Source organism: Rhizobium sp. SRDI969 (genome assembly GCF_025152725.1).
In the GTDB taxonomy this organism is placed as follows: Bacteria; Pseudomonadota; Alphaproteobacteria; order Rhizobiales; family Rhizobiaceae; genus Rhizobium; species Rhizobium leguminosarum_I.
In genome coordinates this window covers 2,211,559-2,236,859 of record NZ_CP104035.1, presented here as the reverse complement: position 1 = coordinate 2,236,859, position 25,301 = coordinate 2,211,559, and the positions used below count along the sequence as shown (strand labels likewise).

At 62.8% G+C, this 25,301-nt stretch carries 16 protein-coding genes and 1 pseudogene; 10 read left to right on the top strand and 7 right to left on the bottom strand.

What is annotated here, in order from left to right; genetic code table 11:
• Window positions 1-4 precede the first annotated feature (4 nt).
• Entirely contained in the window at window positions 5-694 is a 690-nt protein-coding gene (gene bluB, locus N2A41_RS11260; protein WP_170261020.1) for a 5,6-dimethylbenzimidazole synthase, read from the top strand.
• A gap of 73 nt (window positions 695-767) precedes the next feature.
• Here the strand turns inward: bluB and N2A41_RS11255 are convergent, their stop codons facing one another.
• Entirely contained in the window at window positions 768-1,862 is a 1,095-nt protein-coding gene (locus N2A41_RS11255; RefSeq protein WP_170261018.1) for a DUF2865 domain-containing protein, read from the bottom strand.
• Between the two features lie 251 nt (window positions 1,863-2,113).
• Between N2A41_RS11255 and N2A41_RS11250 the strand changes: the two are divergent.
• Window positions 2,114-2,648, top strand: a pseudogene (locus N2A41_RS11250) (ribonuclease H family protein).
• A 158-nt stretch (window positions 2,649-2,806) separates the two neighbouring features.
• On the opposite strand, the gene N2A41_RS11245 reads toward N2A41_RS11250, so the two are convergent.
• Window positions 2,807-5,119, bottom strand: coding sequence for an NADP-dependent malic enzyme (locus N2A41_RS11245; protein WP_222385169.1), 2,313 nt, complete (start codon window positions 5,117-5,119; stop codon window positions 2,807-2,809).
• A gap of 260 nt (window positions 5,120-5,379) precedes the next feature.
• On the opposite strand from N2A41_RS11245, the gene N2A41_RS11240 reads away from it, so the two are divergent.
• A complete protein-coding gene (locus tag N2A41_RS11240) occupies window positions 5,380-6,819 on the top strand; it encodes an FAD-binding oxidoreductase (protein ID WP_260110953.1) in 1,440 nt (479 codons plus the stop codon).
• Window positions 6,820-6,949: 130 nt separating this feature from the next.
• Here N2A41_RS11240 and N2A41_RS11235 read toward each other — a convergent pair whose 3' ends face one another.
• Entirely contained in the window at window positions 6,950-7,699 is a 750-nt protein-coding gene (locus N2A41_RS11235; RefSeq protein ID WP_170281297.1) for a histidine phosphatase family protein, read from the bottom strand.
• Window positions 7,700-7,909: 210 nt separating this feature from the next.
• Between N2A41_RS11235 and N2A41_RS11230 the strand changes: the two genes are divergently transcribed.
• Window positions 7,910-8,752, top strand: a complete 843-nt coding sequence (locus N2A41_RS11230) for a UDP-2,3-diacylglucosamine diphosphatase (RefSeq protein WP_017964536.1) — start codon at window positions 7,910-7,912, stop codon at window positions 8,750-8,752.
• A 225-nt stretch (window positions 8,753-8,977) separates the two neighbouring features.
• The gene (locus N2A41_RS11225) at window positions 8,978-10,198 is read left to right on the top strand and encodes an MFS transporter (RefSeq protein WP_170281231.1); all 1,221 of its coding nucleotides are present in this window, start codon (window positions 8,978-8,980) and stop codon (window positions 10,196-10,198) included.
• Here the strand turns inward: N2A41_RS11225 and dgcA are convergent.
• On the bottom strand, window positions 10,150-11,133 hold the full coding sequence (dgcA, locus tag N2A41_RS11220; RefSeq protein ID WP_222294799.1) for an N-acetyl-D-Glu racemase DgcA: 984 nt from the start codon (window positions 11,131-11,133) through the stop codon (window positions 10,150-10,152). The genes N2A41_RS11225 and dgcA overlap by 49 nt on opposite strands.
• A 102-nt stretch (window positions 11,134-11,235) precedes the next feature.
• Between dgcA and N2A41_RS11215 the strand changes: the two genes are divergently transcribed.
• Genes N2A41_RS11215 through N2A41_RS11200 form a run of 4 tightly spaced genes read left to right on the top strand, consistent with a single transcriptional unit; the run spans window position 11,236 to window position 15,270 of the window.
• Window positions 11,236-12,405, top strand: a complete 1,170-nt coding sequence (locus N2A41_RS11215; RefSeq protein WP_222385167.1) for an MlaE family lipid ABC transporter permease subunit — start codon at window positions 11,236-11,238, stop codon at window positions 12,403-12,405.
• Window position 12,406: 1 nt separating this feature from the next.
• Complete coding sequence (locus N2A41_RS11210) at window positions 12,407-13,252, top strand: ABC transporter ATP-binding protein (protein WP_170255769.1); 846 nt, start codon at window positions 12,407-12,409, stop codon at window positions 13,250-13,252.
• 9 nt (window positions 13,253-13,261) lie between these two features.
• Window positions 13,262-14,632 carry an MlaD family protein gene (locus N2A41_RS11205; protein WP_260110952.1) on the top strand — a complete coding sequence of 457 codons (1,371 nt, stop codon included), beginning with the start codon at window positions 13,262-13,264 and terminating at the stop codon, window positions 14,630-14,632.
• A 26-nt stretch (window positions 14,633-14,658) separates the two neighbouring features.
• Window positions 14,659-15,270, top strand: a complete 612-nt coding sequence (locus N2A41_RS11200) for an ABC-type transport auxiliary lipoprotein family protein (protein ID WP_017964530.1) — start codon at window positions 14,659-14,661, stop codon at window positions 15,268-15,270.
• A gap of 22 nt (window positions 15,271-15,292) precedes the next feature.
• Here N2A41_RS11200 and N2A41_RS11195 read toward each other — a convergent pair whose 3' ends face one another.
• Window positions 15,293-16,168, bottom strand: coding sequence for a D-alanyl-D-alanine carboxypeptidase family protein (locus tag N2A41_RS11195; RefSeq protein ID WP_170255771.1), 876 nt, complete (start codon window positions 16,166-16,168; stop codon window positions 15,293-15,295).
• 386 nt (window positions 16,169-16,554) lie between these two features.
• On the opposite strand from N2A41_RS11195, the gene N2A41_RS11190 reads away from it, so the two are divergent.
• Entirely contained in the window at window positions 16,555-17,304 is a 750-nt protein-coding gene (locus N2A41_RS11190; RefSeq protein ID WP_222385166.1) for an aminoacyl--tRNA ligase-related protein, read from the top strand.
• 54 nt (window positions 17,305-17,358) lie between these two features.
• On the opposite strand, the gene N2A41_RS11185 is transcribed toward N2A41_RS11190, so the two are convergent.
• Together N2A41_RS11185 and N2A41_RS11180 are read right to left on the bottom strand one after the other, a co-directional pair.
• Window positions 17,359-17,919: a cysteine hydrolase family protein gene (locus tag N2A41_RS11185; protein WP_222385165.1), complete on the bottom strand. Its 561-nt coding sequence runs from the start codon at window positions 17,917-17,919 to the stop codon at window positions 17,359-17,361.
• A 156-nt stretch (window positions 17,920-18,075) separates the two neighbouring features.
• Window positions 18,076-25,056 (bottom strand): hypothetical protein, encoded by a 6,981-nt coding sequence (locus N2A41_RS11180; protein ID WP_260110951.1) that lies wholly within the window; start codon window positions 25,054-25,056, stop codon window positions 18,076-18,078.
• Between the last annotated feature and the right edge of the window lie 245 nt (window positions 25,057-25,301).

Here is a 25,301-nt window from a genome sequence, read left to right as displayed (position 1 = left end):
GACGATGCGACCCTTTGATGAGGATGCCCTTTCGGCGGCGTCCGGTTTTTCCTTGGCCGAACGCGAGGCCGTCTATCATGCGATCATGACGCGGCGCGACGTTCGCAGCCAGTTCCTGCCTGATCCCTTGCCAGACGATGTCGTGGAGCGTCTGTTGACGGCCGCCCATCACGCGCCGTCGGTTGGTTTCATGCAGCCGTGGAATTTCATTCTGGTGAAAAGCCCGACTGTGCGGGCGCGCGTCCGGAATGCCTTTGCCAGCGCCAACGAGGAGGCGGCGCTGATGTTCGAAGGCGAACGGCGGCAGGCATATCGTTCGCTTAAGCTCGAAGGCATTACGGAGGCGCCGCTCGGGATCTGCGTGACCTGCGATCCCACCCGCGGCGGCAGCGTGGTGCTGGGGCGTACGCACAATCCGAGGATGGATAGCTATTCCACAGTCTGCGCCATCCAGAACCTCTGGCTTGCCGCGCGGGCGGAAGGGGTCGGCGTCGGCTGGGTCAGCATCTTTCATGAAGGCGACCTGAAGAGCATTCTCGGCATACCCGAGCATATCGAGGTGGTCGCCTGGCTCTGTGCCGGTTTCGTCGATCGGCTCTATGACGAGCCGGAACTCTCCGTCAAAGGCTGGCGGCAGCGGCTGCCGCTTGAGGAACTCGTCTTTCATGATGGATGGGGACGAAGCGAGCCCTAAATAAAGTGCGTCGCATCGAAGACGCATGTCGTAGTCCCAAAACCGCCGCGCGGTTTGGGTGGCTTGATTGATATCACTGCTGTTGTTGTGGTTGCGGGCCCGGCGTTGCCGGATTGGTGAGGTCGATCGAGCCCTGATCGCCGGCGAGAAACTGGGGGCCGACCTGACGGACGCGGTTCTGCGTCGGATCGTAGGGGCGCTCGGGAACGGATGGTTGCGGCGCAGCTGCGGCATCCTTCGCCGGGGGATTGGTGCGGATAGTGGTAATGGAGCTCTGCTGCGGTGGTTCGCTCACCACCTGCTTGCCGCGCATCTCCTCATAATAGGCGGTGAGATTGCAGGCGCAGGAGGACTTTTCCCCGGGCGTGCGGTTCTTGTAGGCAAAGGCATTTTTCATGGCGCTGTAGGGCGTGCCCGTTGCGACCGAGATCATGTTCGAGGCTTCGGTGCTCGTCACGTCACGATAGAACAGTTCGGTCTCGATGCCCGGGCACATCTTGGCGCAGGTCTGTGCGTCGCGGCCGAAATCGACCGATGTGGCGTTCGAACTGATCGGAAAGAAGCCGCCGTCACAGCTGCGCACGCACATGGTGCTGACCGGCGAGAGCATTTCGGCCCGCGGCACGCCGTAACGCGGATCGACCTCTTCACCGCCGCCGAGCGGAATAAAGGTGTCGGTGCGCATCGCCTGTTCTTCGACGCTCGGGGCGAGGTCGTCGGCGCTGCGATCGCTCGGGGCATAGAAGTTTTCGCTGTTGCAGCCATTGCGGTCGAGAGCGGCGGTCAGCTCGCGGCGCGCGTCCTCATTGCCGTCGGTCTGGTTGCGCAGCTCGTCACGGCGGTCCTGGAGATAGCGGATGTTGTCGATCATCCGGGCTTCGGACTGCGACAGCTCGGCGCAATAATCGGCATTTTCGCCGCCGATGACGACCATGCTGCCCGAGGTGCAGCCGTTGCCGCGCAGCTCGTTGCGGACCTTGCGCAGCTCGAGGTTCTGCTCGGCCATGGCGCTGGCATATTGGCGCGCTTCCGGACCGTTGGTATTGCCGATCGACCGCGGCAGGTCGGCGAGGCGGCCACGCAGATCCTCACAGATAGTAATGGACTGCCCGGCAGCGGGCGCTGCGAAGACAAGGAAGAGGGCAAGAGACAGGTTTCGGCGTTTCACGGCGTCGCCCCGGAATGAGCAAAGAATCGATCGGTCACTGTCGGCGTCCATCCGCCGCGCCTTGTCTCTTAGCTTGTTTCTCTTAATAAGCTTGGAGATATTCCTAGCGTATTTTCGGGATTTTATCCAGCGGACAGCCAAAGACCCAGTGTTCGATTATGAAGAAGCTGCCGATGGTAATCAACGAGGCCAAGTGCCCACTCCAATCTCCTGGGGCGCTTGAGAAACGTACTCATATCCGGACGCTGAAAATGACAGGAATTGCCAATGAACTCAGCTCCCGCAACGATAGTCGGGCTGCCGGAAACCCAACACGGCTTCCACGTCTTCGTGGACGGCTGTTATGAACCCGGTCCTGGGCACGGAGGTTGGGCATTCGTCGTTTATTGCGATGCCGCGGAAATTGCGTCCGGCTTCGGTGGCGCGGAAGATTCCGCCAATAATTCGATGGAAGTGATGGCCGTCCTCAAGGCTGTGGTTTGGATCAACAGCGAGGCAAGCGGCGAGCCCGTGACCATCTGGTCGGATTCCATCTACGCCATCAAAGGCTGCAACAGCTGGCGACATATCTGGAAGAACAACGGCTGGAAGAAAAGCAGCCCGAATGGGAATGCGCGAAGGCGAACGATCGCCAATGCGGAACTCTGGAAGGCGGTCGATCTTCAACTATCCCAGAATGGCCTGGTGACCATTGCCTGGTGCAAAGGCCATTCCGGCATTGCCGGCAACGAGCGCGCGGATGCGCTCGCGGATAAAGGACGTCTGTCGATACGGAGTGCCTGGTAGGGCATCAGGACATGTGTCGGAGCGGCTTCAGGGGCCGCTCGTACTATCCCACGCCCCGGGCCTCATATCTGCTCGATATCAACCGGCTGCAGATGCTCGGGACAAGCCCGAGCATGACGAAAGAGGCGTTGCCGGCTTTGTCGGCAGTCTGAGCCGGCTCAAGCCGGTTGCGATGCCTCGACGACGGCGAGTGCCGCCATATTGACGACGCCGCGGGAGGTGACCGAGGGGGCGAGAATGTGGGCGGGCAGGGCGGTGCCGAGCAGGATCGGGCCGACATGCAGGCCGTCGGTCATCGACTTGACCACACCGAGGGTGATGTTGGCGGCGTCGAGGTTCGGGAAGACCAGGAGGTTCGCCTCGTCGTGCAGGGTCGTGTCCGGCATGACGCGCTTGCGCAGCGCTTCGGTGATGGCGCTTTCGCCGTGCATCTCGCCGTCGACCTCGAGGTCGGGCGCGGCTTCGCGCACGAGCTGCAGGGCGTTGCGCATCTTCGTGGCGCTTTCGGACTCACGCGAGCCGAAGTTGGAATGCGAGACTAGCGCGGCGCGCGGCGTGAGGCCGAAACGGCGGATTTCCTCGGCCGCCAGCACCGTCGCCTCGGCAACCTCCTCGGCAGTCGGATTGAAGGTGACGTAGGTGTCGGTGAAGAAGGTGGCGCCGCGCTGCGAAATCATCAGGCTGAGTGCGGAGAAATCGCGGACATTCTTGCGCTTGCCGATGATCTGGCGGACGTCGCGCAGGTGCTTCTCGTAGCGGCCTTCGAGGCCGCAGATCAGCGCATCGGCCTCGCCGCGCCTCAGCGCCAGCGCGCCGATGACGGTGGTGTTGGTGCGTACGATCGTGCGGGCCGCTTCCGGGATGACGCCGCGGCGGCCGACGAGGGAGAAATAGAGATCGACATATTCGCGGAAGCGCGGATCGTCTTCCGGGTTGATGACCTCGAAATCCTGCAACGGCCGAATGCGCAAGCCGTAGCGCTTCAGGCGCGTCTCAATGACTTGCGGGCGGCCAATCAGGATCGGTTCGGCAAGGCCTTCCTCAAGCAGCACCTGGGCGGCGCGGAGCACGCGCTCGTCCTCACCTTCGGAGAAGATGACACGCTTGCGCTCTGCAGCCTTGGCCGCGGTGAAGATCGGCTTCATGACGAAGCCGGAGCGGAAGACGAAGCGGTTCAACTGGTCGAGATAGGCGTCGAAATCCTGGATCGGGCGGCGCGCGACGCCGCTCTGTTCGGCGGCCTTGGCAACGGCAGGCGCGATGCGCAGGATCAGGCGCGGATCGAAGGGCGAGGGGATCAGGTAGTCGGGGCCGAAGACCGGAGTTTCACCGGAATAGGCGCGGGCGGCGACATCGGACGGCTCTTCGCGGGCAAGGGCTGCGATGGCGCGCACCGCCGCCATCTTCATTTCCTCGTTGATCGTCTCAGCGCCGCAATCGAGCGCGCCGCGAAAGATATAGGGAAAGCAGAGGACGTTGTTGACCTGGTTGGCGAAATCCGAACGGCCGGTGCAGATCATTGCGTCGGGGCGGGCGGCACGGGCGAGATCGGGCATGATCTCCGGCGTCGGATTGGCGAGCGCCATGATCAGCGGCTTGTCGGCCATCTGCGCCAGCAGCTCGGGTTTCAGCACGCCGGCGGCCGAAAGGCCCAAAAAGACGTCGGCGCCGCCGATGTTTTCGGCGAGCGTGCGCGTATCGCTCTTCTGGGCGTAGATGGATTTCCATTCGTCCATCAGCTCGACCCGGCCCTCATAGACCAGGCCTTCTAGATCGTGGACCCAGATGTTTTCGCGCTTCGCCCCGAGAATGACCAGCAGGTTGAGGCAGGCAAGGGCGGCAGCACCGGCGCCGGAGGCGACGATCTTGATGTCGGCGATGTCCTTGCCGGCGAGTTCCAGCCCGTTCAGGATCGCGGCGGCAACGATGATCGCCGTGCCGTGCTGGTCGTCGTGGAAGACCGGGATTTTCATCTTCTCGCGCAGGCGCCGCTCGACCTCGAAACATTCCGGCGCCTTGATGTCCTCAAGATTGATGCCGCCGAAAGTCGGCTCCAGCGAGGCGATGGTCGAAACCATCTGGTCGACGGCTGCGGCGTCGATCTCGATGTCGAAGACGTCGATGCCGGCGAATTTCTTGAAGAGCACGGCCTTGCCCTCCATGACCGGCTTGGAGGCAAGCGGGCCGATATTGCCGAGGCCGAGCACGGCGGTGCCGTTGGAGATGACGGCGACGAGATTGGCGCGCGAGGTATATTCGGCCGCCATTTCGGGATTGTCGCGGATGGCAAGGCAAGGGGCGGCAACGCCCGGCGAATAGGCGAGCGCCAGGTCGCGCTGGTTGCCGAGCGGCTTGGTCGCCTGGATCTCCAGCTTGCCGGGGCGGGGATAGCGGTGGAAGAAAAGCGCCTGCTCGTCGAGATCGCCGCTCGTCAAGTTCTTTTCCGTCTTCGATTTTTCCAGGTGATCCATCGCCGCCTCCGTGCACGTCTTTTGAGCTCCCTCCATACATCAATCGGCTACGGGCGACAGTATGGAAATGCGGGGTGGCTCAAGTTTTCGCAAAGGGTCAAATGGCACACCCGCTCTGCCCGCGAATCAGAGGGGTCGTCGGACCAATTCGATTGCGATCGTTTCAGTTAGCTAATCCTTCTGGAAGCTTGTCTGGCCGCGGCAACGGGCGCAAAATGCCGGCCGCGACGGTGCGGGGCGCCGGTCGCATGGAGGAAACCATGGACAATTTGAACCTGACGACCCTGCAAAGGGGTCAGACGATGGTCAATGACGTGGCCATCGATGCCTTTGCCGCCGGATTTCGCGGCAGTCTTCTGACCAGTAAGGACGTGGATTACAACGAGGCGCGGGCGATCTGGAATGCAATGATCGATCGCCGGCCGGGGCTGATCGCGCGCTGCGCAGGTGCTGCGGATGTCGTGCGGGCGGTGCGGTTTGCGCGTGACAATAATCTGCTCGTTTCGGTGCGCGGCGGCGGCCACGGCATCGCCGGCAATGCCGTCTGCGAGGGTGGCGTCGTCATCGACCTGTCGGCGATGAAATCGGTGCGGGTCGATCCGCAGACGCGGCGCGCCAGGATCGAGCCGGGCGCAACACTTGCCGATGTCGACAAGGAAACGCTGGCCTTCGGGCTGGCGCTGCCGACGGGCATCAATTCGACCACCGGCATCGCCGGGTTGACGTTGGGCGGTGGCTTCGGCTGGCTGACCCGCAAATTCGGGCTGACGATCGACAATCTGCTTTCGGTAGATGTGGTGACGGCCGACGGCGAGTTGGTCAAGGCGAGCGAGACGGAAAAACCCGACCTCTTCTGGGCGCTACGCGGCGGCGGCGGCAATTTCGGCGTCGTGACCTCGTTCGAGTTCAAGCTTAACCCTCTCACCACGGAGGTTCTCGCCGGGCTGGTCGTACATCCCTTCGCCGATGCGGAAACGGTGCTCAAGGAGTACCGGCAGGCGCTGGAGGCGGCACCTGACGAACTGACCTGCTGGGTGGTGATGCGCCAGGCGCCGCCGCTGCCGTTCCTTCCCGCCGAATGGCACGGAAAGGAAATCGTCGTGCTGGCGATGTGTTATTGCGGAGACATCGCAGCGGGAGAAAAGGCGACGGCCAGATTACGTGCGATCGGAAATCCGATTGCCGACGTCGTCGGCCCGGTGCCGTTCGCCGGCTGGCAGCAGGCGTTCGACCCGTTGCTCACGCCAGGTGCGCGCAATTACTGGAAGAGCCAGGATTTCGCCTCGCTTTCGGATCCGGCGATCGACGTCCTGCTCAATGCCGTGCGCAAGCTGCCCGGCCCGGAATGCGAGATCTTCATCGGCCATGTCGGCGGTGCGGCCGGGCGTGTTCCGACCGAAGCCACCGCGTTTCCGCAGCGCAGCTCGCATTTCGTCATGAATGTGCATGCGCGCTGGCGGGAAGCCGGGATGGACGGAAGCTGCACCGGCTGGGCGCGTGAGCTTTTCGAGGCAACCAAGCCGCATTCGGTCGGTACCGCCTATATCAACTTCATGCCGGAAGACGAAACCGATCGGGTCGAAATAGCATACGGGACCAACTACCACCGCCTTGCCGAAATCAAGCTGCGCTACGATCCGAACAACCTGTTCCGCATGAACCAGAACGTCAAACCCGTGGCGGCCGTGCGCGCCGCCTGACGGGGTGGCGAAATCAAGGCATTGAATCACTCCGTCGCGCGCTTGCTCAACGCGCGGCGGCACGATGTTCTGGCGCTCGTAGCATAATGTCCTTGGCCGGTGACATGCCGATCGTTTCGGTCCGGCGTCGCTACCTGCCGGGCTTCGGCGTGATCGTCACGTCCGCGCCATAGGCATCGCGCAGTTCGCCTTCCTGTCCCGGCTGCCGGTCGGCGGCCTGATGCAGCAGGATCGACTCGTATCCTTGCGAGCGCGTCCCCTCGATCAGGGTGATATCGGCGTTTCCGGGATTGTCGGAGTGCTCGAACCATTCGACAGGGCGGTGCAGGAAATTCATTTCGACCGCCCGGTTGGTGACGCCATGACCGACGATCACGACGTTGTGGTCGCTATTTTCGGCATCGTGCATGACGGTCTGGAGGAACAGGCGCACCCGCTGGGCCACATCCGCCCGGCTTTCGCCATCCGGCGGCCGTGCGTAGAACTTGCCGCTGTTGCTGCGCAGCCTCGCCCATCTTTCGAACTCTTCGGGAAACTTCCGCTTCTGTTCGGCGCGGTCGTAGATTTCGGTGAAGAGACCGAAATCCTGTTCGCGCAGCAGATAGTCTTCCCTGATATCGCCGATGAAGCTTGCCGGCAGGGCTTCGAGCAGCGCATCCTTGCTCTGCCGCGTCCTCAGAAAGGGCGAATACCAGATATGCAGCTTGCCGAAACCCGCGCTCGGCAGTGCTTGCAGATAGGAGGCGATCACGCCGCCTGCTTCGAGCGCCTGCCGATGGCCCCACTGCGTCAGCGGCACATTGTGATCGCCGAATTGGCGGTAGGCCTGTTCGTTGATGTTGCCGAGGGATTCGCCGTGGCGAACGAGAAAGAGACGCATCAGCCATCCCGCATTGTCGGATATGGAATCGCCGTCATCATGAACGCCCTGAATGCGCACGGCAACCTCGTCAGTGGGCTTGGCGGCGACGGGCGTGCTGCACGCGCGGCGACGGCCAGGCGGCCGCGCGGAATGGACGGGTTGCAGGGCTTTTCCCCAGCTTGTCATCTTCCTGAAACACGAGTCTGGTTTTGGAAGGCTAGATGAAAGATGGGACATGAGCGGCAGCTCGTGAAAGACATGATGGAACCCAGACATTTCCGCACGCTCTTCATTTCCGATGTCCATCTCGGCTCGAAGGCCGCGAAGGCCGACTTCCTGCTGGATTTCCTGCGCCACCACGAGGCCGATACGATCGTGCTCGTCGGCGACATCGTCGACGGTTGGCGCCTGAAGCGCAGCTGGTACTGGCCGCAGGTCTGCAACGATGTCGTCCAGAAGCTGTTGCGCAAGGCGCGCAAGGGCACGCGCGTCGTCTATATTCCCGGCAATCACGACGAATTCCTGCGCGCCTTCCCGGGCATGCATTTCGGCGGCATCGAAGTCGTCGAGCGCATGATGCTTGACGGCGCCGACGGCAAGAAATACCTGATCCTGCACGGCGACGAGTTCGACATCGTCGTCCGCAACGCCCGACTGCTGGCCTATCTCGGCGACTGGGCCTATGACACGGCGATCCGCATCAACGTCATCCTGGCGGCGGTGCGCCGCCGGCTTGGCATGCCCTACTGGTCATTCTCGGCCTGGGCGAAGCTGCAGGTCAAACATGCGGTCAATTTCATCGGTGAATTCGAGCGCGTCGTGGCCGAGGAAGCCCGCAAAAACGGCGCCGACGGGGTGATCTGCGGACATATCCACCATGCCATCATCCAGGACATGGACGGCATCCGCTACATCAATACCGGCGATTGGGTGGAAAGCTGCACGGCGGTCGCCGAGCACGAGGATGGCACGTTCGAACTGATCACCTGGCGGGCGCTTGCCAGTAGCGTGCCGGCGCTTGCCGCCATCGAAATGCATGATGAGGGCGAACTGGCCCCGCAGGCCGCTTGATTCTGGCGGCGGCGCATCCGCGTTTGCGCTTTACAGCGCCGCGCGTCTTTTCAGACGCGTATAGGACGCCGCAAACACTTAAAATAAAACAGTAGGTATTTGGCCGTTACCGTTTGGCGACAGGCCTTGTTTATTTTCTAAAACGTTTCAGAACGGTTATTTCTCGCAATAGTCGCCTCCAGGGTGGTGTGTTAGGACAGCGTCCAGTTTCCTGCAGGTCCACCTATGATTCCCGCTCAAAATTCCCCGACGGGTGAGGGAGCGCCGCCGCGTTTCCGGCTGCTCAGCGCGCTTTCCTATTGCGCGCCGCTGCTCGTCAACGGCATCGTCCTGCCGTTCTTTCCCGTCTGGCTCGCAACCCACAGCTTCAGCGACCACGAAATCGGCATCATCCTTGCCATACCGATGGTGGTTCGCGTGCTGGTGGCGCCTGTCGTCGCCATGATCGCCGACCGCTTGAAGGAGCGCGCCGACGTGCTGCTTTGGTCGGGCGGCATGTCGCTGCTGACGGCGATCGCGCTCTTCTGGACGACGACCTTCTGGCCCGTGGCGATCATCTATGCGCTGCAGGGCGCCACCTTCGCGCCCTATGTGCCTATCGTCGAATCGATCGTCATCTCAGGTGTGCGCCGCTGGGGGCTCGATTACGGGTCGATGCGCGTGTGGGGCTCGATCGCCTTCATCGTCTCGACGCTGGTTGGTGGCCAGATGATCAGCCGATGGGGCGGCGGGATGGTGCTTGATGTCATGGTGTTCGGCTTTATCATGACCGTTGTCATGGCGATCTTCTGTCCGCGCATCGGGCCGACGCGGCGCCGCGGCCAGCCGATCAACATTCCGGCCGCCACCGGCAGCGGCCTGCGCGAGCCGCACCTGCTGCTGCTTTTGATCGGCGTCGCCATCCAGCAGTCGAGCCATGCGGTGCTCAACGCTTTTTCCTCGATCTACTGGCATCAGCTCGGCTTCTCCGGCACTGAGGTCGGGCTGCTCTGGAGCGCCGGCGTCGCTTCGGAAGTGACGGTGTTCTTCCTGTCGAAGCGTCTCAACCGTCGCTTCGACGCCTGGACGCTGATCCGCTTCGGCTGCGCCATCAGCGTCTGCCGCTGGATCCTGTTTCCGATGAATACCGGTTTTGCCGGTTTCTTCCTGCTGCAATGTTTCCACGGCTTTACCTACGCCTTCGTGCATACCGGCGTGCAGCGGCGGATCATGGCGACGGTTCAGGAAACGCAGGAATCATCAGCGCAGGGCGCCTATTTCTTCTATGTCGGCATGGCGATGGCGCTGATGACCCTGGCGTCGGGTTATCTCTACGCCTGGCTCGGCGTTGTCAGCTATTACGTCATGGCGCTGATCGCGTTTTCCGGCCTCTGCCTCGTCATCTCAGCCTATTACCTTCAACCCCAGAGGGTGCTTTCGGGCGGAAAGACCAGCGAAGCGGCGTAGCGCAGGCCGGGTTCGCGGTCGCGGGCCAGCAGCAACGGGCCGTCGAGATCGACGAAATCGGCATTTTGGGCGAGCAGAACGGCGGGCGCCATGGCAAGCGAGGTACCGACCATGCAGCCGATCATGATGCTGAATCCGAGCCGTTCGGCCTCGACCTTCATCGACAGCGCCTCCGTCAGTCCGCCGGTCTTGTCGAGCTTGATATTGATCGCGTCGTAGCGGTCGGCGAGGCTCGCGAGATCGCCGGTATGGTGGACGCTCTCGTCGGCGCAGACGAGGAGCGGGCGGTTGATTTCGGCGAGCAGCCCATCGCGGCCAGCCGGCAGCGGCTGCTCGACGAGGGCGATGCCTGCTTCTGCGGCAATATGGAGATGACGCTCCAACACGGCCTCCGGCCAGCCCTCATTGGCGTCGAGAATGATGGCGGCGTCGGGCGCGGCGACGCGGACGGCGCGGATGCGGCTTTCATCGTCGCCGGTGCCGACCTTGACCTTCAGCAGGGCGCGGCCGGCATGCTCGCGCGCCTGGGCGGCCATCACCTCCGGCGTGCCGAGCGAGATGGTGTAAGCGGTGGTGAGCGGCTGCGGAGCGGCAATGCCGAGGCGGGCGGCGACGCTGTCTCCTGTCTGTTTTGCCTGGAGATCCCAGAGGGCACAATCGACGGCGTTGCGGGCCGCGCCCGGCGGCATGGCCGATAGCAGGTCGCTGCGCGAAATGCCGGCCTCGATCAGCGGTCGCGCCGCGTCGATCTGGGCGAAAACGCTCTGCATGGTCTCGCCGTAGCGGCGGTAAGGCACGCATTCGCCGCGCCCCTGCGCACCCTTTTCGACAAGCGTGCAGGTGATCACTTCGGCCTCGGTCTTTGCCCCGCGCGAGATAGTGAAGGTCCCGGCAATCGGAAAGGAATTCATCTGGATATCGAGGGTGCGCGGCATTATTGCTCTCCTACGAGCATGGAAATTGCACGGTGCTTCTGTATATTGACGCGCCGGGCGACGAACGATCTGCTTCGCGAGTCGGCAATGTCGCTATAAGCCTTGAAAGACACAAGTATCTTGAACGCCGAGAATCGCAACGCCGCCTCCCTTGATGTGGACGACCAGGCTGATGGCTCGGGACAGCGTGTGCGTCTTCAAGGAAATTGGCGCAGCGCCTACATCCATCTGGTGCTGCGCGATTTCGAAAAGCTGCTGCAGAAAAAGACCGGTGACTTGACCGTAGACCTCTCGGACGTTTCGGATATTGACACCGCCGGCATCTGGCTGCTGTGCCGGCTGAAGAAACAAGAAGAGGCGAGCGGCCGGGTGGTTCGCTTCGAAGGCACCAATCCGCATATCGACGAAATGCTGGAGATGTTTTCCGAGGAGCCGGCCAAGCCCGAGCCGGAGCAGACGGAGAAAGTCTCGCTTATTGCGCGCATCTTCGCGCCGATCGGCAAAATGACCTATGAGATCTGGGACAATTTCGCTGCCGCCATGTATATCCTCGGCTCGGCGGTGCGCGGCGCCCAGATGAAATTCGGCCGCGGCAGCGGCGTTTCACCGGCCTCAATCGTCAACCAGATCGACCATATGGGCGTTCGCGCCGTCCCGATCATCCTGCTGATGTCGTTTCTGATCGGGGCGATCATTGCCCAGCAGGGCGCCTTTCAGCTGCGCTACTTCGGCGCTGAGGTTTTTGTCGTCGATCTCGTCGGCATCCTGCAATTGCGCGAAATCGGCGTGCTTCTGACCTCGATCATGATCGCCGGCCGCTCGGGCAGCGCGATCACCGCCGAAATCGGCTCGATGAAGATGCGCGAGGAGATCGACGCGCTGAAGGTGATGGGGCTGAACCCGATCGGCGTGCTGATCTTCCCGCGGCTGGTGGCGCTGACCATTGCGCTGCCGCTTTTGACGGTGCTGGCAAATTTCGCTTCGCTGGGAGGGGCTGCCGCTGTCGCCTGGGGCTATTCCGGCATCACCTTCGCCAACTTCCTGTCGCGCCTGCACGAGGCGGTGACGCTGTCGACCGTGCTGTCGGGCATGATCAAGGCGCCGTTCATGGCGCTGGTCATCGGCATCGTCGCCGCCGTCGAGGGGCTGAAGGTGGGCGGCAGCGCGGAATCGCTCGGCCAGCATGTCACGGCCTCGGTGGTGAAGGCGATTTTCGTCGTCATCCTGATGGACGGGCTTTTTGCGATGTTCTATGCAGCGATCGACTTCTAGCATGGCGAATCGCGTGGACGAGAAACCGATCGATACGGAAGACAAGGACGAAAGGGACATCGTGCTGTCGGCGCGCGACGTCACCGTCGGCTTCGGCTCCAAGGTCGTGCTCGACAATCTGAACCTCAATATCTACCGCGGCGAGATCCTCGGCTTCGTCGGCGCGTCGGGCACCGGCAAATCGGTGCTGATGCGCACGGTGCTCCGGCTGCTGCCGCGCCGCTCCGGCACGATCAAGATCCTCGGCCAGAATTTCGACGAACTCGACGAGCCGCAGCGCAACGCGCTCGACATGCGGCTCGGCGTGCTGTTCCAGCAGGGAGCACTGTTTTCGTCGCTGACGGTCAAGGAAAACATCCAGGTGCCGATGCGCGAATATCTCGACTTGCCGACCTCGCTGATGGATGAGCTGGCGCATCTGAAGATCCGTATGGTCGGGCTTGCAGCCGATGCCGCCGACAAATATCCCTCCGAACTGTCTGGCGGCATGATCAAGCGCGCAGCCCTTGCGCGCGCGCTCTCACTCGATCCGGAACTGGTCTTCCTGGACGAGCCAACCTCCGGCCTCGACCCGATCGGCGCGGCCGAATTCGACGAACTGATCGCCAGCCTGCGCAATAGTCTGGGATTGACCGTGTATATGGTCACGCACGACCTCGACAGCCTGTTTTCGGTCTGCGACCGTATTGCCGTGCTCGGAAAGAAGCGAGTAATGGTGGAAGGCACGATCGACGACATGCTGGCCTATGACGATCCGTGGGTGCAGGCCTATTTCAAGGGCAAACGCGCGCGGTCGATCGTGCCGCAGAACGCTACTGCCGCGCGGCACGACAGCAGCGGAAAGTGACCGGATAAGATGGAAACCAAAGCCAATTACACGATTGTCGGTTTTTTCACCGTGCTGGTGATCGCGGCTGCCTTCGGCTTCGTCTACTGGATGGCCGAATATGGCCGCGGCGGCCCGATGACGGAACTGATCGTGCGTATTCCGGGCTCGGCCAACGGCCTCAGCGTCGGCTCGCCGGTGCGCTTCAACGGCATCCAGATCGGCTCGGTGCAGACTTTATCGATCGATGCCGACGATCCGCAATATTCACTGGCCTTCACCCAGGTGCGCACCGATGCGCCGATCTACCCCTCGACCAAGGCCGCCCTTGAAATCCAGGGCTTGACGGGCGCCGCCTATATCGAACTGTCAGGCGGCCGGAAGGGCGAGGAAAGCATCCTCCAGCATGCGATCGACAACGGCAAACGCGCCGTCATCGTCGCCGACCAGTCAAGCGTCACCAATCTTCTGGCAACCGCCGACAAGATCCTCGATCGTGCCAACGACGCGGTTGGTGAACTTCAGGGTTTCATCGAAGATTCGCGCGGGCCGCTGACCGAGACTTTCAAGAATGCCGAGACGTTCTCGGATGCGCTTGCCAAGAATTCCGGCAATATCGACTCCTTCCTGCAGAGCGTGGGTGAACTCTCCAATACGGTGAAGGCGGTCTCCGGTCGTGTCGATTCGACGCTGCAAGCGGTCGAAAAGCTGGTCAAGGCGGTCGATGCACAGAAGATCGACAACATCGTCTCCAATGCCGAGAGGATTACCGCCAATGTCGCCGATGCTTCGGGCGACCTCAAGGGCGCGATCCAGAAGTTCGACGAGACGGCCACCACCTTCAACGATTTCGGCAAGCAGGCGCAGGCGACACTCGACCGCGTCGATACGCTCGTTGCCCAGATCGATCCCCAGAAGGTGAAGGGTTCGGTCGACGATATCGCGCAGGCGACCAAGGATGCGCGCGTCGCCGTCGCCTCGATCCGCGATGTCGCCAACACGGTTTCCGCGCGTCAGAAAGATATCGACCAGACGATCCAGGACGTGTCGCAGCTTTCCAACAAGCTGAATTCGGCCTCGACCCGCATCGACGGCATTCTCATCAAGGTCGATGCGCTGCTCGGCACCGACAATACGCAATCGCTGTTCACTGAGGCGCGCGATACGCTGGAATCCTTCAAGAAGGTGGCGGACAACCTGAATTCGCGCATCGGGCCGATCGCCGACAATCTGCAGAAATTCTCGAGCGGCGGCTTGCGCGACGTGCAGACTCTCGTCAACGACATGCGCGGAACCGTGAGCAATCTGAACGACACGATCACCAACTTCGACCGCAATCCGCAACGCCTGATCTTCGGCGGGGAAACGGTCAAGCAATATGACGGCCGGACGCGGCGTTAAACTGGGGAAGTCAGGGGTAGCCGAATATGGTCGCATCGCATCTGTCGTCACGCCGTTCTTGGATCAGGGGAACGGTGATCGCACTGCCGCTGACGGCGCTGATCCTTTCCGGGTGCGGCACCGCGGCCAAGAACGATACCTATGACCTGTCCGCCGCCGTCGACGGGGGTGGACCCGCAGCCAAATCCCGCCAGATCTTGATCGCCAGCCCGACGGCGCTGAGAGCGCTCGACAGCGAGCAGATCGTTATCCGTGTTTCGCCGTCAGAAATCCAATATCTCTCGAAGGCGCAGTGGGGCGACAAGCTGCCGCGCATAGTGCAGTCGAAACTGGTGGAAGCCTTCGAGAACTCCGGCAAGCTCGGCGGCGTCGGCATGCCGGGGCAGGGGCTGGCGATCGACTACCAAGTCGTTACCGATATCCGCTCCTTCGAGATCGATGCTTCGAACGGCAACCAGGCGGTGGTCGAGATCTCCGCCAAGATCCTCAACGACCGCAACGGCTCGGTGCGCGCCCAGAAGGTGTTCCGCGCCATGGCGCCGGCCGGCGGCGGCAATGACGGCTTCGTCAAGGGCCTCGACCGCGCCTTCTCCACGGTCGCCAGCGAAATCGTCAGCTGGACGCTGAAGACCATCTAAGCTTGCGGGCTAAGCTTTCGGGCTACTTCGTCGGTTGCGAATCCGTCATCGTCGTTCCCGGCTGGCTGCCGGGTGTCGTGGAAGCTGTGGCGGTCGATGACGACGACAGAGCGCTGTCCAGCAGGCTTGCCATCTTGTCGTCGCGTATGCTCGCGGTCTTTTCGCCCATGACGACGCCGACCACGCGGCGGCCATCCTTCAACGCCGAGGTCACGACATTGTAGCCCGATGCGTCGGTGTAGCCGGTCTTGATGCCGTCGACGCCGTCATAGCGATACATGAGGTTGTTGTGGCCGCGCAGCTTCATGCCGCGGAACTGGAAGCCGCGCATCGAGAAGAGCTTGAACTCCTCGGGAAAGTCCCGCATCAGCGAAACGCCGAGTGTCGCCATATCACGCGCCGTGGTGACTTGCTCAGGATCGGGAAGGCCCGACGGATTCTTGAAGACCGTGTCCTTCATGCCGAGCTGGCGTGCCTTGTCGGTCATCGCCTTGGCGAAAGCCTGTTCGGAGCCGCCAAGCTGCTCGGCGATCGCCACAGCAGCGTCGTTGGCGGACAGCACCACAATTCCTTCGACCGCTTCGCGCAGCGTCACCTTACGGCCGGCCCCGACAGCGAGCTTGAAGGGCTCCTTGCTCTCGGCATTTTCCGACATTGTGAGCTTCTGGTCCCAGTTGAGGCGTCCATCATGCAGGGCCTCGAAGGCGAGATAGAGCGTCATCATTTTGGTCAGTGACGCCGGATAGTTCAGATCGTCCTGATTCGAACCTTCGAGGACCTGGCCGGACTGCGCATCGACGACGAAACTTGCCTGGCCGGCCTCAGCCAGCGTGACGGCGCCCATCAGGAAAGCAGAGGAGAGCGCGGTGGCAAGGAGCCTGGATGTCGTCTTGGTCATCAATGTTGCTGTCTCTATCGGTTGGTTATGAGCTTGAACGCAAGGGGATTAAAAAGGTTTGTGACGGAATGAAGGAACGGGGGCAACAAAAAAGGGTCATCCACAGATGATCCCTTTTGTCTCGCCATGTCCTTCGACCGACGTCCGGCTCGCTGCGGCCGTTTGACAATGTCCGGCTGGGCACGTAGAGAATTTCGCCATGAGCACGAAGCGCGCGCCCATCTCCCGTCATATCAGCACCTGCCCGCAGGTTGCGATCTTGCGCGCTTTTGACGAACGAGGTCTCCGCGTCCTGCTGTGACGTACGGGCGCTATCGGCGTCCGGCGCGCTGCTGGACGTAAAGCCCCTCACCACGTCAATCAAGGCTGCCAGGGAGACAGGCACCGTGCTCAATATTTATCATGTCAATTCGCTCGTCCATTGGGAGGAGCGCGAGATCCATCTGCGCGATCATATGATCGGCTTCTTCTCACAAGAAGTCCGCAGTTTTCTCAGATCCGTCAATCCGGCCTGGGATGTCAGGAGGGTCGAGGCGCCGGCGCTAATGCCGCGGTCACTTGTTTCAAGCGCCTATTCGAAAGCCGATATCTGGGTCCAGGAGCAGCTCTCCACCAGCGATACCGCGCTGGTGCTGAGACCGGAGACCACGCCGTCGACCTACATCTATATGCAGCATATTCTCGGCAATCACTCCAAGACACGGCTGCCGCTCTGCGTCTGGCAAGCCGGCAGATCCTATCGTCGCGAGCAGGAACAGCCGACCAAACACATGCGGCTGAAGGAATTCTGGCAGCTTGAATTCCAATGCGCCTTTACGGCCGATAGCGGTAACGACTATCACGCCGCATGCCTAGAGCCGGTCCGTCGGATGGTCGCATCGCTGATCCATCTGCCGACGCGGATCGTACCTTCCGACCGGCTGCCGGGCTATTCCGAGGTGACGATGGATATCGAGGTCGACAATGGCGACAAGTGGATGGAGGTCTGCTCGATCTCGCGACGCACGGATTTTCCGCAGCCTTACCGGTCGCAGCCGAAGAAGGGAGCTGCCTTCGACCACGACGTGCTCGTGCTTGAGATCGCGATCGGTCTCGATCGGTGCATTTATAACTGGAGCATAGCCGCCGATCGGTGAGATATCGGAATCCGGTGCTGCCAGGCGGTCCCGGTTCTCATGTGGTCTGAGAATTTATGAAAACTCGATCTCGGCGGCGGGGCGGATTTCTACCGTTGCCTTGCCGGCATCGAAACCATCGAGCGTTTCATTGTGATGGGCAATGATCTCGGAGAAGGTGAAGGTCGCTGTGTCGCCGGTCATGTGACCATCGGCAATCAACGTCACATCATATCCGAGCGACACGGCTCGCCTGACTGTCGTGTCGACACAGAATTGCGACATGCATCCACCGACGACGAGGTGAGTGATTGATCGCTCGTGCAGGCATTCGGCAAGATCGGTCTCGAAGAAGGAGTCGGCGCTTTTCTTGCGCACAACGACCTCGGCCTGCCTTGGCGCGATCTCGTCGCGCAGGGCCCAACCCGGCGTGCCGACCGCCAACCGATGGCCAACGTCGCCGTCATGCTGAACGAGCACGACCTGCGCGCCCGCCTGCCGAGCTTTTTCTTGCAACACTGCCAAGCGCGCAACGGTCTCGTCGAGTGCGGTATCGACGTAAGGCTGCCGCTCAGGCGAGGCTTTGCCGGCGAGGATCGCGTTCTGCACGTCGATGATCAGAAGGGCCTTGGTCATTTCGGGGAGGTTTCCGTAACTGGACGGTGGATGGTTTCGTTCGGAATGCTTTGCTTTTGTATATCTGCAGAGAGGCCTGGTCACGCTCGCAATATAGAACGAAAGCCGCCTGACACGTGTTCAAGCGGCTTTCCAAACCGCAGGTCCCAGTCAGGCTCAGCCGAGCCTGCCTGCGGCATGAGCGAGCATGGTGTAGACCTTGCCCGTATCCGAGGTGAGGTAGGACTGCGTCACCGTCCGGTTCGGGTCGGTGCGGGCGACGTCGGCGAGCAGCTTTTCGAAATCACCGATATAGCGGTCGACGGCGGTGCGGAATTCCGGTTCGCGGTCGTATTTGCGCTTGATCTCGTCGAAAGTCTGCTGGCCCTTCAGCGTATAGAGGCGACGAGTGAAGACGTCGCGCTCGCCGCGCTGATAACGGCGCCAGAGATCGACCGAGGCGTCGTGGTCGATGGCGCGAGCGATATCGACCGAGAGCGAGTTCAGCGATTCGACGACGTGCCGCGGATTGCGGCTATCGCTGTTGCTGCGCGTCGCAGGGGCGGCGGTTTCCGCTTGGCGGGCCGGGGCGCGGGCAGGCGCTTCGTCGGCGGCCTCGTCACGCGATGCGCCGCGCAGGAGATCGCTGATCCAGCCGCCGCCTTCGGCGCGCGCCGGTTCCTGGCGGGCTGGCTCCTGGCGAGCGGGGGCAGGCTGCGGCGCGGCGCGCGGAGGGGCGGCAGCCGGCGCAGACGGTGCAATCGTTCCGCGCAGGCCCGTCGCTTCAAGCGGCGGCGGCGCTGCCGGCTGCGGCGGCTGGGCTGCGACCGGCTGGGTGGGACGCGGGGCCGGCTGCGCCTGAGCAAGCGTGCGGGTGACAGGTTCGGAGATCTCAAGCTGCTGGCTGGAGCGGCCGACGAGCTGGGAGATATCCTGCAACGCCTTGATCTGCTCGGCGACCGCCCGGCGCATGGCCGAGGCGCTTTCCTTGGCTTCCTCGGGAAGATCGAAGGCGCCGCGCTTCAGTTCGGCACGGGTCGCGTCGAGTTCACTGCGGATGTCGGCGGCAGAGCGGCGGATATCTTCGGTGGCGCCGGAGAAGCGGCCGACTGCATCGTCGATCGCCTCGCGCAGCGCTTCCCGCATGTGCTGGGCGGCACCGTCGGAGGCGCGGCCGGCTTCGCCGAGCATGCGCTCGACGTCCGACAGCGAGGCGGTGAGACCGCCGCGAATGCGATTGGAGAGATCGCCGGAACGGCGTTCGACATTGGCGAAAGTGCCGTCGATCGTCGTATTGGCCTCGTCGCCGGCGCGGGTGATCGCCTCGCGCATCGTTTCTGCCGCTTCCTGGGCGCGCTTCTCGGTTTCGGTGAGAATGCGGCCAATGTCAGCAAAGGAGGATTGCACGCCTTGGCGCAAATTGCCGGTGACCTGGCTGGAGCGCTGTTCTGCCCGCTCGAACACGGTCTCGATCATGCCGCCGAGGCCTTGCATGGTCTTTTCGATCTCGGCGGAGCGCTGGACGAGGCCGACAGAGAGTGTCTGCAGCGCGCTCTCGCGTTCCTCGAGCGTCGAGGCGAGGTTGGACTGGGCGGCGCCGAGAAGCTGCGAGGCCTGGGTCAGGACCTTGGAGTGTTCGTCGAAGCGGCCGATGATGCCGCCGACCTGCGCCAGCGTCTGGCCCGAGATGTCGGAGAGGCGGTCGATCTTGCCTTCGAGAAGCCTGGTGGAGGCGGAGACCATCTCGGCGGCCTTGGTGGCGGAGTCGGCAAACCGCGTAGTGGTATCGCCGAGACGACCGTCGACGCTGGTCAGCTGCTCGGCGGCGCGGTTCATCATCATCGCCATCGCCGCGCTGCTTTCCGACATGCGCTGGACGAGGCCGTTGACGTTGCCGACCAGGCTGTTTTCGATGGCGCTGACGGCATTGGCGACATTCTCGGTGCGGGCGGCAACTGCGCTGGCGAGCGCTTCGTTTTCGGCGCGCAGACGGTCGGCGCTGAGGTTGGCTGCGGCGGTGATGCGGGCGGCGGCCTGCTCGCCGGCATCAGTGTAGCGGTCGATGATCGGGCGGGCCGTCTCGTCGAGGATGCGCGTCAATTCGACCGAACGGCCTGATAACATCGAGTTGAGGTCGCGGGTGCGCTCCTCGAGCGTCGAGCGGATCGAGTTGCCGCGCGCTTCGAGCGCCCGGTCGATCTCGGAGAACGTCGTATCGATCTCGCGGGCTCGCTCCTCGAGATTGGTGCGAATGGCGCTGCTGCGCGCTTCGAGCGCCCGGTCGACATCCGCCATGGTTGCGGAAATCTCACTGCCGGCGCCCGTGAGCGTCGAGCGGATGGCGTTGCCGCGTGACTCCAGAGACTGGCTGGCATCCGACAGCACCTTGGAGATGGCATTGACTTGCGTGCCGACGATGGTCTCAGCCTCGGCGACTTTGTTGACGATGGCGTTGCCGGCTTCCGAGAAGGTTTGGGCAACGGCAGCGGCCTGGCTTGCCAGCCGGTTCTGAGCTTCGGCGACGCGGGTGACGATCTGCGACGAGCGCTCATCCATGGTGCGGGTGAATTCGTCGCTTTTCACATTGAGATCCTCGGCGAATTGCTGGCCTGTCTTGCCAAGCAGTTCGGTGGTTCTCGTCGCTTCGCCTTCCATTCCCTGGGCCGCGTCGGCAACCGCACTGCGCAGCGTCGAGGCGAGACCAGCGGCCTTGCCTTCGATGGTCCGGTTGACGGCATCGAGGCCGACGGTCAACGCACGGTCCATGGTGGAGAGGCGTTCCTCGATGCGTTCATTGCCGCGGTCGAGCGTTTCGGCGAGGCTCGCGGTTCGGCCATCGATAGCGCCGGTCAGGCTGGTGGTGCGGCTGTCCAGCGTCTCGGCCAGATTGGCGGTGCGGCTGTCGATCGCCTGAGTGAGGTTTGCGGCGCTGCCTTCGAGCGTCGCCGAGATGCGCTGTGTGGCGTCGTCGCTGAGCGCGCCGAGACGAGAGACGCCGTCGGCAAGCACGCCGGACAGCTGGCCGCTGGCCGCTTCGACCTTTTCGGCAACACCGCCGACGCCGTCGCGGATGCGGGTCTCGATCGCCGCAAGACCGGCTTCCACACGCGATCCGGTTTCATCAAAACGGCCCGTCAGGTTTTCGACCGACCGATCGAGACGGGTGGACAAATCCTGGGTGGAGCTCGAAATCGCACTTGCCGCCTCCTGGAAGCGGCCGGCGATCTGGCCGGCGCCGGCATGCATGCGATCTTCCAATCTCTGGGCGCCGGCATCGATCGCCTGGCGGATTGCGGCTTCACGGTGCTCCAGCGACAATTCGAGCATGCCGACGCTCGTCGCCACCGAGGTGCCGATGCTGGTCGCCTGTTCGGCCAGCGTATCGCTGATCAGCGCATGGGCCTGGTTCAGCGATAGGTCTATGGCGTTGGCGCGGTCTTCGAGCGTCGTGCGGATGCGCTCATGGGCCGAGGCAAGCCCGCCCTCGATGCGCGCCGCGGCTTCGTCGGCGAGGCCGCCGAGCCGTGTATGTGCATCGGTCAGACGGCCTTCAATGCGGCCGGTCAAGCCGCCGACGAGATCCTCGAAGCGGGTGCCGCCGGCATCGAGAACACCCGAGAGGGCGGCGCTATGCTCGGAAAGCGCATTTTCGAGCCGCTGCTGATTGTCGGTATAGGCGGTGCGGATCGCATCGGTCTTGTCGGAGAAGGCACCGGCGACTCGTGCCTCGGCACCGGAGACGGCCTCCATGATGGCGTTGCTGCGGGCTTCGAGCACGCTGTCGAAGCGGCTCTGGTTATCGTCGAGCGAAATGGCGAGCGCCATGGTCTTTTCGTCGAGCGTATCGGTGAGCCGGTCGTGGGTTGCCGTCACGGCGCCGATGATCGCGGCGGTGCGGTGCCCCAAGGCTTCCTCGAGGCGGGCCTGGCCTTCGCTCAGCGAAGTGGCGAGGGCGGCGGCCTTCTGGTCGAGTACACCGTTCAGGCCAACATGCGTGCCGGAAACCGCATTGGTGATCGCATCGGCGCCTGTTGTCAGCGTCTCCTCGAGACGGCTCTGGCTCTCGTTCAGCGAGATGGCAAGCGCCATCGCCCGATCGTCAAGTGTCTCGGACAGGCGGTCGTGGGTGGCAGAGACCGCATTCAGGAAGGATTCCGAGCGGCTCTCCAGCGTATCCTGCAGGCGGCTCTGGCCCTCGTTCAGGGAGGCGGCGATCGCCGTCGCCTTTTCGTCGAGCGTTTCCGAGAGACGGTCGTGCGTGCCAGACACGGCCTTGAGGAAGGCCTCGGAGCGTGCTTCCAGCGTGTCTTCGATCCGCGACTGGCTCTCGTTGAGCGAGATGGCGAGCGTCATCGCCTTCTCGTCCAGCGTCTCGGACAGACGGTCATGCGTGCCGGAGACCGCATTCACCAAGGCTGCCGATCGGGTTTCCAGCGTGTCTTCGATCCGCGTCTGGGTTTCGTTGAGCGAGATGGCGAGTGCCATCGCCTTTTCGTCCAGCGTCTCGGAGAGGCGATCATGGGTGCCGGAGACGGCGTTCAGCAGGGCCGCGGAGCGGGTTTCGAGCGTATTCTCGATACGGGCATGGCCTTCGCTCAGCGAGGTGGCAAAAGCTGCCGCCTTGCCGTCCAGCGTCTCGGAGAGACGGTCATGGGTGCCTGAGACGGCGTTCAGCAGAGAGGCTGAACGGGTTTCAAGCGTCTCCTCGATACGGGCCTGGCTCTCGTTCAAGGACATGGCCAGCGCCATCGCCTTCTCGTCGAGCGTCTCGGCAAGACGGTCGCGCGTGCCGGATACGGTGTTCAACAGTGCCTCGGCGCGTGTTCCAAGCGCATCCTCGATGCGGGCATGGCGCTCGTCGAGCGAGGTCGTCAGGGCCGCCGCCTTGCTGTCCAGCGTTTCCGACAAACGATCATGCGTGCCAGACACGGCGTTGAGTAAGGCCTCGGAGCGCGTCTCAAGTGTATCCTCGATGCGGGCATGGCTCTCGTTCAGAGAGATGGCAAGCGCCATCGACTTTTCATCGAGCGTCTCGGCAAGACGGTCATGGGTGCCGGAGACGGCATTGATGATGGCGTCGGAGCGGGTTGCCAGCGTTTCCTCGAAGCGGCTGTGATGGGTGGTCAGCGCCTCGACCAGTGCGCCGCCGCGCTCTGCCATGACGCTGTCGATGCGGCCGTGGGCCGTGCCGAGCGCCTCGCTGATTTCGGCCGCACGCGCAGCAAGCACGCCGCTGAGCTCCTCGGCGCGACCGCCGAAGGCAGCGGTCACCTGTTCTGTGCCAGCGGCAACGGCAGTCGTCAGATCAGTGGTGGTGGTGCGCAGCGTGTCGCGGAATTCGGCCGAGCGCGTCTGAAGGTTGTTCTGCAGTTCGGAGGTGCCTGATGCAAGGGTCAGCGCGATTTCAGAAGTCGCGCTCTGCAGCGCAGAGGTCAGTTCACCGGTGCGGCTGGTGAGTGCCGTGGTGATTTCATCTGCGCGGCTGCCGAGCGTGCTTTCCAGCACTTCGTGGCCGGTGGCGAGCGCGGTGGCGAGCGCCAGCGACTGGTCTGATAGCGACGAACCAAGCCGGTCGATGCCGGAATTCAGGATGCCGTCGATCGAATCCGAGCCGCCGGTCAGCGTCTCGTTGATACGAGCGAGGCTTTCCATCAGCTTGGTGTCGAGCGAGCCGGTTCGCTTGTCGAAGGCGCTGGTGAACTCGGCGACGCGTTCGTCGAAGGCGGTCGACAGTTGGGCGACGGTCGTCTGCAGCCGCTCCTCGAAGAAGCCGGAGCGCACGTCGAGATCCATGACGGCGTCGTCGGCGGTGGTCTGCAGGCTCTGGCGGAAGCTTGCGCCTTTTTCGTCGAGCGCGCTGTTCAGCTTCGACAGCACGTCGTCAAGCGTGCCGCCGATGGTACGTTCGCCTGACGTCAGGCTCTCGTTGATCTCGCGGGTGCGGGCGATCAGGATCTCGTTGAGCTGGTGCGTGCGCTCGCTCAGCGCCGCATTCAGCTTCTCGGTGCTGCTGTCCATGGTCGAGGCGCGCGTTTCGAACTGGCTGAGCAGTCTTTCGCCATGGTCGTTGAGATTGACGGAGAGCGCTTCGAGGCGGTTGTCGAATTCTGTGGCGAGCGCAAAACCCGATGCGTTCAGGGTCTGCAGCAGGGTATCTGTCTTGGCAGAGAGCAGGCTGCCCATCGACTGCAGGGCGCTGTCCGATTTTTCCAGGATCGTCGCGGCGCGCGTATCGATCAGCGAGGCGAAGGCTTCGCCGGATGTGGCAAGCCGCACCGCGATCTCTTCGGTCGCCAGCGACAGCTCTTCCTTCAGCTGGTCGTGCACACTGCCGATCGAGGTGCGGATACGATCGGCATGGTTGACGATCGCCTCACGCTCGGAGCCGAGTTCGTGGACGAGGCCGCGCACGCGCAACTCGTTGTCGGCATAGGAACGTTCAAGCGCATTGACTTCGGAATGGACGAGCGTTTCCAGCTCGGAGGCACGCGCGATGGTGCGCTCGATGCCCTCGTTCATGGCCGAGACCTCACGGCGCACGGCCTGGCCGACGGTCATGATGCGCTCGGAGGCGATGGTTTCCGGCTCTGCCAGGCGCAATGCCACCTCTGCCATGGAACGGGCGGCGTTGCGCATGTCCTGGGCGCGGGAGATCATGATGGCGAAGGCGTAGAACATCATCACGGGAACGATGATGCCGACGAGGCCGGCGATGACGCCGGGCAGGGCGACGAGGTCGGCGAGCGAACGGATCTGCCAGATCTGCGGAGCATAAAGCAGCGACATCAGGCCGAGGCCGGCCATGACCCAAAGCACGGAAAACAAGGTGGCGGTGCGCACCGCCGAGCGGCTGGAGGCGCCGTCAAAGGATTTCAGGATCGAGGCGGGCGTATTGCGGCTGGCATCGTTGGCGGGCGTGAAGGCCGGACCCCTGGAAGTCTGCTCGCCGGCGGCACCGCGGCGGCTGCGGCGCTGCGCTTCGTCCTGAGCCTGCTGATTACGCGCATTCGATGGATCAGACACATTAGCCTCCGGGGCCTGGGGCGCGTCGCCGCGGCGAGACGGTACGTTATCCTTGCTAAAGTCGATCTGGAGCGCCTCGTCCAATGCCTTGAACGCCTTGTCCTCAATTGACTCGTTGTATTTGTTGTTCGCCATTCGGGTATGCCTCGTTACTGTCAGCCGGCCCAACCGCGCATCCCTGGCTTCCGCCTCACCCGGGAACAACTTTGCCGTTCCAGCCTTCCATCCCAACGAAGGACGGATAAGCATGTCATTTCAGAGTAGATAGCCGCTTTTTCAAACGGAAGGTATCAAAACACTACCATTATCCACTCGCTCGGCAAAGGCGCGTACCATAAACCCGCTCCACCAGTATCGTAGTGACACATCTGAGGTCCTCA